The 13,517-nt window shown below is 56.8% G+C and carries 12 protein-coding genes; 4 read left to right on the top strand and 8 right to left on the bottom strand.

Going from position 1 to position 13,517, the window contains the following annotated elements; all coding sequences use genetic code 11:
- Positions 1–2 precede the first annotated feature (2 nt).
- Both modA and AC1DA5_RS00320 read left to right on the top strand, forming a co-directional pair.
- Positions 3–851, top strand: a complete 849-nt coding sequence (modA, locus tag AC1DA5_RS00325) for a molybdate ABC transporter substrate-binding protein (RefSeq protein ID WP_092648357.1) — start codon at positions 3–5, stop codon at positions 849–851.
- Positions 852–915: 64 nt separating this feature from the next.
- The gene (locus AC1DA5_RS00320; protein ID WP_092648356.1) at positions 916–2,484 is read left to right on the top strand and encodes an ABC transporter permease; all 1,569 of its coding nucleotides are present in this window, start codon (positions 916–918) and stop codon (positions 2,482–2,484) included.
- Between the two features lie 115 nt (positions 2,485–2,599).
- Here AC1DA5_RS00320 and moaC read toward each other — a convergent pair whose 3' ends face one another.
- From moaC to AC1DA5_RS00305, 3 genes are read right to left on the bottom strand one after another with little or no spacing between them, the layout of a single operon-like run.
- A complete protein-coding gene (gene moaC / locus AC1DA5_RS00315) occupies positions 2,600–3,088 on the bottom strand; it encodes a cyclic pyranopterin monophosphate synthase MoaC (RefSeq protein WP_058236293.1) in 489 nt (162 codons plus the stop codon).
- Positions 3,085–4,386: a molybdopterin molybdotransferase MoeA gene (locus tag AC1DA5_RS00310; protein WP_058236292.1), complete on the bottom strand. Its 1,302-nt coding sequence runs from the start codon at positions 4,384–4,386 to the stop codon at positions 3,085–3,087. The genes moaC and AC1DA5_RS00310 overlap by 4 nt, the downstream gene beginning before the upstream one ends.
- 49 nt (positions 4,387–4,435) lie before the next feature.
- Complete coding sequence (locus tag AC1DA5_RS00305) at positions 4,436–5,245, bottom strand: HesA/MoeB/ThiF family protein (protein ID WP_092648355.1); 810 nt, start codon at positions 5,243–5,245, stop codon at positions 4,436–4,438.
- Between the two features lie 163 nt (positions 5,246–5,408).
- Between AC1DA5_RS00305 and AC1DA5_RS00300 the strand changes: the two genes are divergently transcribed.
- Positions 5,409–6,389: a molybdenum cofactor biosynthesis protein MoaE gene (locus AC1DA5_RS00300; RefSeq protein WP_257590391.1), complete on the top strand. Its 981-nt coding sequence runs from the start codon at positions 5,409–5,411 to the stop codon at positions 6,387–6,389.
- Positions 6,390–6,538: 149 nt separating this feature from the next.
- Here AC1DA5_RS00300 and AC1DA5_RS00295 read toward each other — a convergent pair whose 3' ends face one another.
- From AC1DA5_RS00295 to AC1DA5_RS00275, 5 genes are all read right to left on the bottom strand, one after another.
- Complete coding sequence (locus AC1DA5_RS00295; protein ID WP_092648353.1) at positions 6,539–6,796, bottom strand: MoaD/ThiS family protein; 258 nt, start codon at positions 6,794–6,796, stop codon at positions 6,539–6,541.
- Positions 6,797–7,879: a GTP 3',8-cyclase MoaA gene (gene moaA / locus AC1DA5_RS00290; protein ID WP_257590390.1), complete on the bottom strand. Its 1,083-nt coding sequence runs from the start codon at positions 7,877–7,879 to the stop codon at positions 6,797–6,799.
- Positions 7,880–7,974: 95 nt separating this feature from the next.
- Positions 7,975–8,607 carry a molybdenum cofactor guanylyltransferase gene (gene mobA / locus AC1DA5_RS00285; RefSeq protein WP_257590389.1) on the bottom strand — a complete coding sequence of 211 codons (633 nt, stop codon included), beginning with the start codon at positions 8,605–8,607 and terminating at the stop codon, positions 7,975–7,977.
- A 338-nt stretch (positions 8,608–8,945) separates the two neighbouring features.
- Positions 8,946–10,886 carry a glycoside hydrolase family 2 protein gene (locus AC1DA5_RS00280; RefSeq protein ID WP_082628476.1) on the bottom strand — a complete coding sequence of 647 codons (1,941 nt, stop codon included), beginning with the start codon at positions 10,884–10,886 and terminating at the stop codon, positions 8,946–8,948.
- 52 nt (positions 10,887–10,938) lie between these two features.
- Positions 10,939–11,982 carry a LacI family DNA-binding transcriptional regulator gene (locus AC1DA5_RS00275; protein ID WP_074026145.1) on the bottom strand — a complete coding sequence of 348 codons (1,044 nt, stop codon included), beginning with the start codon at positions 11,980–11,982 and terminating at the stop codon, positions 10,939–10,941.
- Positions 11,983–12,167: 185 nt separating this feature from the next.
- On the opposite strand from AC1DA5_RS00275, the gene AC1DA5_RS00270 reads away from it, so the two are divergent.
- Positions 12,168–13,517 carry an ABC transporter substrate-binding protein gene (locus AC1DA5_RS00270; RefSeq protein WP_082628475.1) on the top strand — a complete coding sequence of 450 codons (1,350 nt, stop codon included), beginning with the start codon at positions 12,168–12,170 and terminating at the stop codon, positions 13,515–13,517.

The following is a 13,517-nucleotide window of genomic DNA, read 5'->3' as shown; positions in this document are numbered from 1 at the left end:
CAATGCTTCGCAAATTTGGTACCAGCTTTGCGCTGCTGGCAACGGCAGCATGTGCACTGGCAGGATGCTCCGGTGGCGGCTCAACAGAATCTGAGCAGTCCGAACCCGCAGCTGCCCTTCAGTCAGAAACTTCGCAAAGCTCCGAGGCCGCTTCCGCGTCAGAGGGTCAGAACTACGGTGACATCACTATTTTCGCCGCAAAATCTCTGACGAAGTCCTTCACCGAACTCGGTGAAGCGTTCGAGGCGGAGAACCCAGGCTCGAAAGTGACGTTCAGCTTTGACGGCTCGCAGAACCTGGTCGACCAGATTCACCAGGGCTCCCCCGCCGACGCATTGTTCACCGCCGACCAAAAGAACATGGACAAGGCCGCTGAAAATGGCGACGTCGAAGCTGATGCCTCCTACGCCACCAACACGCTGGTCATGGTGGTTCCCAAGGGCAACCCCGGCCAGGTCGAAGGCTTCACTACCGAGGCGCTCGAAGGTAAGAAGCTCGTGGTGTGCGCCGAGGGCGTCCCATGCGGCAACGCCACCAAGACTCTGGCTGAAAAGAACGGCGTCACTTTCCAGGCCGTGTCCGAGGAGCAGAACGTAGGCGACACGCTCGCCAAGGTTGAAACCGGTGAAGCTGATGCCGGACTCGTGTACAAGACCGATGCCATGTCATCAGACAAGGTTGACGTCATTGAGATCGAGAATGCCGATCAGGTTGTCAACGATTACCGCGTGGCTCTGATGAAGAGTGCGAAGAACAAGGAAGGCGGACAGGCGTTCATCGACTTCATCCTCTCCGACAAGGGTCAGCAGGTCCTCGACGCCTACGGATTCACTGCTCCGACTACGAAGTAAGCAGTACATACCGACATCCATGTGTGACCCGCTTCGGCGGGCCACACTCACGTAAGGGGCATTCGTGAAACTGAAATACGCGCCGTGGCTGACGGCACCGGGGATCCTGGCCGCACTGTTCCTGGTATTCCCGCTGCTCACGATCTTTGTTCAGACGCCGTGGACTGATTTTGGCCGCTTCATTTCCACTGATATTTCTCAGGATGCCCTCTGGCTGTCACTGAAAACGTGCGGAGTATCGGTCGCGCTGTGCGTGTGTCTGGGCGTTCCCCTCGCATTCGTCCTGGCGAATCTGCCGGATGTGTGGTGGACGCGGTTGCTGCGCACAATCGTCACCCTGCCGATGATGTTGCCGCCGGTGGTGGCTGGCTTGGCGCTGCTGCTCACCTGGGGGCGGCGTGGCCTGCTCGGCCAGCACCTGTCGGTGATCGGCATCGAAATCGGCTTCACCTCCATCGCGGTTGTCATGGCGCAGACCTTCGTCGCCATGCCGTTCCTCATCTCCTCTCTTGAGGGTGCGATCCGCACCCGTGGAAACGAATACGACGAAGCCGCCCGCGCGCTCGGCGCCTCGCGTACCCGTACGTTCTTCCACGTCACCTTGCCCGTCATGTTCCCGTCGATCCTGTCAGCAGCTGCCATGTCATTCTCTCGCGCGCTGGGCGAATTCGGTGCGACGATCACATTCGCAGGCTCGCTGCAGGGCACCACCCAAACCATGCCGCTCGCCATTTACCTGCAGCGTCAGTCCTCCACAGAAGAAGCGCTCGCCCTGTCAGTCGTCCTTCTCACCATGGCAATCGTCATTCTGTTCGGAGCGAATCTCCTCGCTGTGCACCTTCCCGGTGTCCGCCCTGCAACCGAGCGGAAACCATACAGCGATCACGCGCAGCGAATTGACGAGGATGCCCTCGACACTCCCCTTCCCGACGAAAACAAGACGGACAGCGTTGACCACTCCAAGGTGGATTCGACCACTGCCACTGCTGCGCGTCCCTCATCGAGCACGGACATCGATGTAGATGCGGAAGTGGCTCAACGTGGAGTAATGCTGAAGGTGCACATTCCCGGCGGTCAGATGACGGCCGTCATGGGGCCGAACGGTTCAGGCAAATCGACGCTGCTGGGGCTGATTTCTGGCACAGTGACTGCGTCCAGCGGTGGAGTCACGTTCTCGCAGCCGTCACCCAGGATCGTCCTACTGCAGCAAAAACCGTTGCTGTTCCCACATATGAGTGTGCTCAAGAACGTGGAGTTCGGGTTGGGTTCGTGCGGAGCGTCGCGCGCCGATGCACGCAGGCGCGCAATGGCTGAGCTGCGGGCGGTGCGAATGGATGGACTGGCGGATCGTCGTTCCACGCAGCTGTCGGGAGGCCAGGCTCAGCGGGCTGCCATTGCCCGCGCCATGGCGTTGGATCCGGACATTGTGCTGCTCGATGAGCCAATGGCCGGGCTGGATGAGCGGTCAGCGCAGTCGGTGCGCACTGAGCTGGAACGCCGCATGCGCACCTCTCCCTTTACCGGCGTGCTGGTAACGCATGATCCAGAGGATGCCGAACAGCTCGCTGATTTCAACGTGCTGATTCGCCACGGCCGTGTCGATCGTGCAGAATCGGTCGACTCCGCTTCCTGAGCATCCAGCCGGGGCGTTGGACCCTCCATTACCCAGCCAACTGGCGTCCGGCCATTGCTTGAACGTCCATCGGGTCAGCGGCTAGCTGCCTGGCGCACGACCCAGCGACTATCGTTCAGCCAGCGTCAGGCTCAAATCCGGGGCGATACCAGTCGCCCGACCGCCCGCCAGCCTTGTGGATGATCTGGCAGTTGGTGATTCTGGCTGAACGATCAACGCCTTTCACCATGTCAATAATCGCCAATGCGGCCACCGAAACAGCGGTAAGCGCCTCCATCTCCACTCCCGTGCGATCTGCAGTTCGGACCGTTGCGCGAATCAGCACCCGGTCCGCGCCCAGTTCAAGATCCACTTCGCAGCCGTGCACGCCGATGACATGAGCCAACGGCAGCAAGTCAGGCACCTTCTTTGCCGCCGCGATTCCCGCAATGCGCGCCACTGCCAGCACATCGCCCTTGGGGACGGTTCCGTCGCGTAGCGTCTGCATGATCTTCGGTGAGCACTCAACCTCGCCAATAGCTGTTGCTTCTCGAACGGTTGGCTTCTTGGCGGTGACGTCCACCATGAAAGCACTGCCGTCTTCATTCAGATGCGTCAGTTTCATCGCGCCCTCCCTAACCACATCACATCAACCAGATCGCCAGCCTCCACCTTCGCACGTTCAGCCGGCACGCGCGCCAGAGCGGCTGCACCGGCAAGGGAGGCCACAAAATGAGACTTCGAGCCGCCGTGGCTGGACGGGTAGATCAGCACGCCATCAGGTGCGACAGTGCCACGCTCGTCCCTGTTGCACTCCCCAATCGTAACTTTCCGCTCGCGGGCAGTGACCGGCAGAAACTGTACGCGGCCAGGTTTGCGTGACCAACCGGTACCTGCGCGAACCGTGGTAAACAGTGCATCAAAATCGACGGGAGGCTCACCGGCGAGCGCGCGCATCAGCGGCACGGCAAACAGGTGCCAGGAGACGAAAACGCTGACGGGATTGCCAGGCAGGCACAGAATCGGGATGCGGCGCGCAGAATGACCCGCAGGCTCGAGCACACCACATCCCTGGGGCTTACCCGGCTGCATCCCCACCTTCACGAACTCCACGCCGTATGCCCGCAAAGCGGCTTTGACCACGTCAAACGCGCCGGCCGAAACGCCGCCTGCCGTGATGAGCAGGTCAACCTGGTCGAGGATATCCTGCAGATCCCTCATGAAATCTTCCACTGTATCGGCGTGGAATGCGCGGACCAACGGCACCGCACCGGCTTCACGGACCATGCCTGCCAGCAGGATTGAGTTGGAGTCCGGGATCTGTCCGAGGGCAAGGTCAGCTCCAGCCTCGCGCAGCTCCTCCCCCGTCGTGATCACTCCGACACGCACCTGTGAACGTACCGCCACCTGCCCGTATCCCACAGAGACGAGGGCGGACAGGTGAGCTGCGGTCAGGTGCGTTCCTGAAGGATAGAGCAGGTCGCCCTCGTTGATGTCCTCACCGCGTCTGCGCACATTTGCGCCTGCAGGAACTGTCGCGGTTGGAACAATCCGGGCGGGCGGATCTGGCGCCATGTTGGCTCCGGCGTCCTGTGTGTTTTCAACCGGGATCACCGCGTCGGCGCCCTCCGGCATCGGCGCACCTGTCATGATGCGTATGGCGCAGCACGCGGGAAGAACTGGAATATCAGTGCGGCCGGCGGGAATATCGTCTGAGACACGCAGTGCGTGGCCCTCGCGTACCTCGTCAGCACGCACGGCAAAACCGTCCATCGCGGAGTTTGTGAACGGTGGGACGGCGAAGCGTGCGCGGATGTCCTCAACCAGAACTCGCCCCAGAGCTTCGTCGATGGGAACAGTACTTTCCGGAAGAGGCTCGCCCAAGGCCACCACGTCGCGATAATGATCGGCAACGTCTTTCATCTGCTTGTTCCTTTCTTCTGCGCGTGCGGTTCCTTACGGCATTTCAGGCTTACTCCGGGTGACCGGAGATGCGCGTTGAAGTCCGCCGCTTAAATGTCATGTCCCGTAGTTGCCCCGCAGCTGTGTCGATGAACGCGACACGTCCCAGCAGGAGCTGCCCGTATCCGGCGGCAAGTTTAGTCACCTCTCCTACCATAAGGGATCCGACCATCCCGGTGATCGGACCGATGACAGGCGAGCTCGCTCCCTCTGGGACCACGTCTTCTCGCGGCGCGCACGCATACAGGTCAGTGAGGCGAACCTCGACGGGTACGCCCGCTGTACGCGCAGCAGGACCGCTCCAGAAGGTTGAGACTTGCCCGGCAGCTCCCAGCACGGATCCCCACACTTCAGGTTTACCCAAGCGTGTGGCCGCCGCGTCGATGAGGTAACGGGTGGCGAAATTGTCCGTGGCGTCAACAATGATGTCGAATGACTCGAACAGGTCATCAACATTTTCAGCCGTCAGGCGCAGGTGGTAACACGTCACGTCCACGTCCGGATTGAGATCAGCGATCCGTCGCGCTGCACTGTCTGTTTTCGCTTGTCCGAGCTCGCTCATGGAGTGAATGACCTGGCGATGCAGATTCGACGTATCCAGTACATCGGAATCCACGATGCCGATGTGACCAATGCCGGCACCTGCCAGATACATCAGCACCGGCGAGCCGAGCCCTCCGGCCCCGATCACCAAAACCGACGTGCCCAGCAGTCGGCGCTGGCCTTCTTCTCCCATGCCGTCGAGCAACATCGGGCGCGCATAGCGTTCGCGTTGTTCGTCGGTCAGTGCCGTGCCGGCTCGTCCAAGCGGTGTGATCATCACCCACCTACTGTACGCGAGTCGAATTGCTGATGAGCTGGCGCTGCAACGCTTACCGTGTCAGACCAGTCGCCCTCGGACATGCGCGTAAGAAAACGCGGAGCGGCGGTGCCCGACGGACGGGTTGTTGGCCTCTTCGAGGCGCGTGAGTATGATTGCCTTCATGCCTCATGTTGCGGTGGTCACGATATCTGACAGGTCTGCGGCCGGAGTGCGAACCGACCGTTCCGGGCCGCTCGCACAGAAATTGCTGAGCGAATATGCGCAAGTCAGCGGTGTGGTCATCGTCCCTGACGACGCTGACGCAATTACCGCCGCGATCAGGGATGCTGTTGCCGGCGGAGCCAACGTCGTGTTCACCACGGGCGGCACAGGCTTTTCCACGCGTGACGTCACTCCCGAGGCGACCATGCCACTGTTGTCGAAGCGGGCCGAGGGCGTCGAGGCGGCTTTGCGTTCCAATCCGGAGGTTCCAGCTGCCGCGTTGTCACGCGGGGTGTCAGGCGTCATCGAGTGTGAGGGGCGGCGCGCTTTCGTTGTCAACGCTCCTGGGTCAACGGGCGGAGTGCGCGATGCTGTGGCCGTAGTCGGCCCGCTGATCTCGCACATCACCGAGCAACTTGCTGACGCTGACCACACGGCGCCCGCCGAGCAGATCGGCCAGTCGGCTCATCAGCGTGCCACCCATGCGATCCAGAGCCGCGGGGTCAGCGACGGTTCAGATGCGCGCGTTGTGATCGCAGAAGTCACGGATCAGCCTATCGATGTGACCGCGTTGCAGGAAGCGGTGCGCGATTCTCAAGCAGGTGCCGTGGTTCTTTTTGATGGCCGGGTGCGCAACCATGATGACGGCAAGGGCGTGGTGTCGATTGACTATGAAGCGCATCCCGATGCCGGCATAGTGATTGAACGGATTGCCCGAAGATGTGCGCACGGGTCAGGTGCGATCAAGCTGGCGGTTCAGCATCGCTACGGTCACCTTGAGGTGGGTGACGTGGCGTTTGCGGCTGCGGCGTCGGCGGCGCACCGGCGCGAGGCGTTCGCCCTGCTGGAAAGTGCGGTTGAACAGGTCAAAGCCGAGTTGCCGGTGTGGAAAAAGCAGGAGTTTGTCGACGGCTCACACGAGTGGACAGGCAGCGCGTAGGGAACGTAGGGTGCGAAGGCTGCGCGCGTGACGCACAGGTCCCGTCCTCGCTCTATCCAACAGCTGCGCACGTGGCGCGAAGTCTTGAGCTACCGGAATCCTGACGGCGTGCGTGTGCCAACAGCTGCGCCCGTGGCGCGGAGTCAGAATTATCCGCCGGCAAATGGTGGCAGCACTTCGATCTGAATGTTGTCTCCGAGCTGACAACGCTCCGCCTCGCTGATGGTCTGACCGTCGATAATCAGAGCACACACCCCGACGAGGTCTGCAAAATGCACTGACTTTCCTACGGCTAAGCAGGCCCGCAATTCGGCCGCGTCTATTGACTGCGGCACGTCAACGGTTTCGGTGCGCGTGCCAGCTGCTTCTGCTGCACCAGCGAAATACGTGACGTGAGCTCGAGTCATTTATCCTCCGATCGCGCTCATGGGGCGGCGCGGTTTCAAGAAGTCTGGGTCATTGATCCCGTGACCCGGTTGTTTACCCCACATGGCAAGTCGCCACGTCTGCGCGATGTCCTCGTCGGTGGCGCCTGTGCGCATCATCGTGCGCACATCAGTTTCTGAGCGGGCAAAAAGACAGGTTCGGATATTCCCATCTGCGGTCAGGCGTGTGCGGTCACATTCGCCACAGAAAGGTCGTGTCACTGACGCAATGATGCCGAATCTGCCGCCTGGGTGATCGGCACCTGACATCACATCCCACTCTTCTGCCGGGGAGGCTCCTCGTTCCCGATCGGGCCGATGAGCCAAATCAAAGTGTGGGCGCAATGTGTCCAGAATGTCGTCGCGAGTGATCATATCTTCGCACTTCCACGATCCACGCGGTCCAAGTGGCATGAATTCGATAAAACGCAGTTCGTATCCGTTACGCAGCGCGTGCCGAAGCAGCTCTGGCGCCTGATCCTCGTTCACACCCGGCATCAGCAGCGCGTTCAACTTGACTGGACGAAGGCCGGCCTGGGCAGCCGCAGCAGCTCCCTGAACCGCATCATCGAATCGGTCCCGTCGGGTCATCATGCGATAGCCCTGGCGAGTCGCCGAATCCATTGAAATGTTGACTCGCTGAAGGCCGGCGCGCGCCAGAGCTTCAGCTCGGTGCGTTAGGCCCAGACCATTGGTCGTCATGGATAGATCTGGCCGCGTCCCTTTCCAGGTACACAAACTCGCCGCGTATGACACAAGTTCTTCCAGGCTGCGGCGCATCAACGGCTCGCCGCCGGTGAAGCGTATTTTTTCTATTCCGCACTGCTGAACGCCAATATGGATCATCCGTTTGATTTCATCATCTGTGAGGATTCGGTCAGGGGAAGAAAACTCCACACCTTCTGCAGGCATGCAGTACTGGCATCGCAAATTACACCTGTCAGTTACCGAGATGCGTAGATCTTTGGCGACTCGCCCAAACTGATCGAGTAACACGGGAACATCCGGGCGCTTTGCCGGATCAAGACGTGCCTGCATCAGTGGCATATTCAATGCGATGCTCAAGAAACCTCCTCCGCAATGCACCTAGTGTAAGGAGCCTAGTTTAGCAGCGCAGATCAGCGAACTCTTTGCGCACAACTAAGGCAGTCTGCTCGGCATCAAAGATCAGACCGCGCCTCCCGCCCGTCATCGGAAAGCAGGTATTCTTCGAGCGTTGCGACTTCTTCCCACGTGTCCACGTCAAACCCGCATTGCGACTGATCCGGTACGCCGACAAGATGCGCATCTGAAAACGCTCGCCGCAAGGACTTGTTGCGCACGTGATCGCGCATGACATCTTGCAGGAATTCGGATCGATAGATTCCCTGGGTGAGTTGCAGAATGTCGCCTTCTGGCGTGTGCTGAACCGGTACTGCACCGTCGCATGATTCTGCTTCGAACGCTTCTAGCAGCGCCGGGAATAATCGCGCCGACAGTGGTGCATCACACGTCATGAATGCCACGAGGGCGCCCTCGTCAATCGTGAGCGCATGGAATCCCGCAGCATAACCGGCCAGCGGCCCGCCAAAAGGCGGATCCTCGAGTATGCGAATGACGCTGGGCGGCACTGACACTTCGGGGGGCGCCACGACGACGATGCGTGCGCGAGGGGCGGTGCGGCTGATTTCGGCAAGCGCATGATCGAGAAGCCTCTTTCCCGCGACCATCACGTCCGGTTTGGACACTCCACCCATGCGGGCTGCGGTTCCGCCTGCCAGCACGAGAACGCCTGCAAGATGATGCATGCTCATGTCGGGCTCCCCTTGTTGGCCATGCGCAGTGGACATGCGGGCAGGCTCAGTAGTGGCTTTGGGTTGCGAACTGTCACGTTCATGTTACCTTCCCGGCTGAGGACCAATCCGGGAAAACTCCTTGGTCGCGTGTCATCTGACCAATCCGAAGATGGACACCGTCCAATCATGAAAATGTACTCAGCGCCGTGCCACCATCCAGGCATCCCCATAAGGAGCAGAGCGAAATCTAGGACACTCCAGTACAGGGCACTGATCGTCCCCCGATACGCCCACCACAACGCATGGAACTCAAAAGCAACAGAAAATGTCCTATAACCTCAAAGGTTCCGGTGGCCTCACTCTTTTTCATATGCTGCCGTTCTTTCTTGAATGGCACGCAGCTTTTCATGATCGAATTTGGGCGTGCGATCGAAATTGACGATTCCGTTTTTCTCTTGGAAAACATCTGTCAGCTGGGTGTAGCAGTACCCAAACATGTTGCTGTCGCAGCTGAGAACTTGTACTAATCCCTCGAATCGTTCGTAAAACTCCTCCAGACTGTTCACCCTATCTCCGTAGCCCCACGATTCAGCTTGATCGTTGTTTCCTCGTCGATTTCTTGCCTCTTCCTCATTCCACCAGATGCCGCCAAATTCCGACACGAAGAAGGGCTGGCCGTCGTAATCAATCGAAAAACGCCCATCTGCAAAGGGCATCGTGTTGTCTTCCAAGACCACTCGATTGACATACGGTTTTCCGTCTTTCAAACCTGCTTGTTCACGTTTAAACGCTGCAGGATCTTGCTCATAAGAATGCGAATCATAGATATCTGCGCTGCGGACTCTATGCGAATACCCGGATGCATCAAGCACGGGGCGAGTCGGATCTGCCAGCTTTGTGGCCCAGTACATTCCCTGCGTGACATCATCCAGCACTGTGATGTGATCATGCAGCACTTGGTGCGTCTCATTTAATGGGCACCATCCGATGATACTTGGGTGTGAAATATCCCGGTTAAGTGTTTCAATCCATTGCGTAACGAACGACGCAGTAGGCTCCTGATTGTATCCAAGAGGTCCTCGACCAGAAACTCCCCAGTCTCCGAATTCTCCCCAGAGAAGATAGCCGTACATATCGGCCCAAAACATCATGCGCTCTTCGAAAACCTTTTGATGAAGCCGCGCACCGTTAAACCCGGCAGAAAGAGCCAGTTGAATATCTTCGACAATTGCATCATCACTCGGTGCAGTCATCAAGGAATCTGGCCAATATCCCTGGTCCAGGACCAGTCTCTGGAAAATCTTCTTCCCATTTATCCGGAACTCGTTGCCCTTAATTGAGATAGAACGAAGACCGCAATACGACGAAATTTCATCCCTGATCGATCCGTCCTCGTTTGCCAGCAGTATCGTCAGTCGGTATAGTTCTGGATCTCCCGGTCCCCATATACGAACTTTTTCAGCAGGAATCTCCACTACGACTTTTGGAGATAGATCCTTCCCAACTGCTACGTGGGCCGACGCGACAAAGTCTCCCTCAGGCTCACTCACAACGACCTTCAGTTGACCATCACATACGCTCCTCGAAACCGAAGCTGTCACTTCAAAGCTCTGCGTTCCCATATTCGGAAACACCTTAACTGACTTAATATGCTCCCGCGGGACGCCTTCCAGCCAAACAGTCTGCCAAATTCCTGTCGTACGCGTGTATTGGCAGTGTGTCGAGTCATACCACGTAGCCTGCTTTCCGCGAGCCTGAGGCATGCCGCGTAAGTCGCGAGCTCGAACAACAACAGTCGCCTCTTCACCGGCACCAACCACACCATCCAAGTCTGCGTCGAATGGTGTAAAGCCGCCCCGATGCCGTGCCACCTCGACTCCGTTAACCCAAACCGTCGTATCGTGATCGACCGCTCCGAAATGCAAAACCGGTCGGATATCATCGTCTTTCCATTCGGATGGAACTGTCAGCGTTTTTCTATACCAGACCGCGTTCAAGAAATCAGTGTTTTCAATTCCCGACATTTTCGACTCAGGCGCAAATGGGACTTCGATAGAATCAGCTAACTGCCGATCCAGCAAACCCCGCTCACGGCCAGAGTCTCCAGGGTCAACCTCAAATTCCCATTGACCATTGAGATTGACCCAATTCTTCCGAGCAAACTGAGGTCTAGGGTGTTCAGGCTTACATGACCCACTCTCCTTATCTGCGGGCCCATCTAGGAGTGCGGCCAATTTTCTTGCTCTTTCACGCACGTCATCCAGAGATGTTTTTTTCTCAGCCTGCTTATTCACCATTTCAAATTCCTCTCATATTTCAATCGGCAAATTGTGAAATTCTTTAGCTATCTCACGATGATTCTCTAATGATCATTTCATGTTGAACCACAAAAGAAATGCCAGGCCCCACAGTAGTAACCGAGCTATAACTTGCCCTCTCCAGAAATCGGTCATCACCAACTGCCAGAAACAATGCAAGACGTGCAAGGGAGTCCAAATCAGGAGAAATAGTAGTAAGTGAGGGCAACGAGCTTTCACTCTCTGGAATATTGTCCCACCCGGCTACACGCACTGTCTCACCGACCCGAATGCGTTGTTCACGAAATGCATCCATAGCACCCAGGGCAAGAAGATCATTTCCTCCAATAACGACATCTCCAACTTTCCCCAGGGATTTTTCGGACTGGATCAATTGTTTTGTCAACCGATATCCCTCTTCGCGACTCCATTCCGCACTGGAGACGAACAACCTCCTATCAGGAGAAATCTGCGCTTTGTCCAACTCGGCGGCGACGCCTATGAGGCGTTCAGATCCGGTGGACGACGCACCATGTTGAGCCCCTAAGAAAACAACTCTCTGCGTGTTCTTTCCGATTAGATGCCTTGTCAGTTCAGCAGCACTAGCCACGTTGTCAATCGATACGTGATGCATTGCCCCACGATCGGTAACTGCTTCGCCTAGAAGAACAACCGGCATATCATCTCGTTTTACTAGACGCTTCGTCGTATCGGGTAAAGTTGGAGAAATAATCAAGGCATCTATTGATCGTGATAATTGGCCTAACACATAGCGACGCTCTATTTCACCATGTTGTCCACTCAATTCAATTTCTATAGTATAATCTGCTTGATTTGCAATGATATGAAACTTTTCTGCCAACCTTGCGAAATATGGGTTAGTCAAATGTGGTATTACAAGCCCTATTCTTCTGGTGGCATGACCTCTAATATCGCGCGCGGAAAAATTCGGAATGTAGTTGAGATCTTTCACTGCGGCCATTACTCGATCTTTGGTGTCAGGGCTGACGCATGGTCTTCCGTGCATGACATTCGATACCGTTTTCCACGACACACCTGCGCGCGCTGCCACGTCTTTGATGGTTGCTCTTTTCACTTTAGGGCAGGTACTCCTGGTTCTCTAGGCGCTCATCAATGAGCGACATTCAGACTCTCCTCGGTGCTGTTTCATTTGACCTCACTGCAGTCAAGTGCCATACTCTCACGTGAGAATTCAATCTGCAATCCCATTGCAGCTTTTTCCGCCAATCAACGTTGATCAGGAAGGTGGCATGTTTGGCCGTGGATGATCAGGACAATATGCTTTCTAGCAGTGGAATCTCACGGCGCTCTTTTATAAAGGGTTCCGCTTTAGGCTTGTTCGGTTTGGGTCTTAGTGCACTCGGCTTAACATCCGGTCTTTCTGGTTGCTCGTCTTCAGCATCGCAGAAAGTAACGGTGAGCGTGTGGGACTTGTTCAGCGGAGCGGATGGCGCGAATACGCGCGCGATGATCGAGTCAATCGTCCAAGAACATCCTGGCCTATTCGTTGCTCCCACTACTCTCAGCTGGGGAAACCCTTATTACACCAAGTTGGCGATGGCATCGGCTTCTGGCGCACCACCTAGCACTGCGATCATGCACGTTTCGCGCATGCCTGGTTTCGCACCTGGAGGCCTTATTGAGCCGTGGGACATGAAGCTGTTTCAAGAATTTGACGTAGGTCCGGAGTACTTTACTGATGCGCTATTTGGCGCAGGAACATACGAAGGCAAGCAGTTCGCTATTCCTCTCGACACCCATCCTTTTATTACTTTCTACGACCAGGATGTCGCAGACAAGGCCGGTGTGCTCGGCTCCGATGGACGACTCAAGGTCGATTCAGCCGAGGCCTTTTATGAAGTCGGCGTCAAACTGGGTGAGGTTATCGGTGGCCCGGGCGTGGCGTTCGGTTTCCAACTCGACACTGCGCAAGCATGGCGTCTTTTCTGGGGACTTTATAACCAAACCGGTGGTGGATATGATTTTTCTGCCGGACAGCGGGCACAGCTGGACATTGACAAAGCGGCCCAAGTAGTTGAGGCCGTTCACATGTGGATGGACGGCAAGTGCATGGCAAAAGACCAAGACTATGGCGGAGCTTTATCTGCTTTTAACGGAGGCAGGAATGCTCTGATTTTCTCCGGGGTTTGGGAGTTAAACGGATTCATTGAAAACGTACCTGCGCTTGCAGCCTCACCGACTCCCACTATGTTTGGTCAACCTGCCAACTACGCCGACTCGCATACCTACGTTTTGCCGACTAATCGCCGCATGACTGACGATCTTCGCCAAAAGACCTATGAATTCGTTGCAGCAATGCTGAAGTTGGGCGACCGCTGGGGCAAAGCCGGCCACATTCCTGGATATCTGCCTTCTCAGGAAAAGCCGGACTATCAGAAACTAGAGCTGCAAAATCAATATGCAGATGCAGCACAGACCGTGATCTTTGATCCACCTGTCTGGTATGCCGGGGCAGGAACTGACTTCCAAAATCGCATGTGCCAACACCTGATTGAAGGATTCCGAGGCACCACCGAGCCAAAACGAGTAATCGAGCAAATGCTTGAGACCGCATCGTCAATTGCCCAGCAACCTAATCCAACCGAGTAA

Source organism: Pauljensenia sp. C0254C2 (assembly GCF_056583835.1).
Note: the sequence above shows the minus strand (reverse complement) of the source record. Positions and strands in the feature narration are given on the sequence as shown.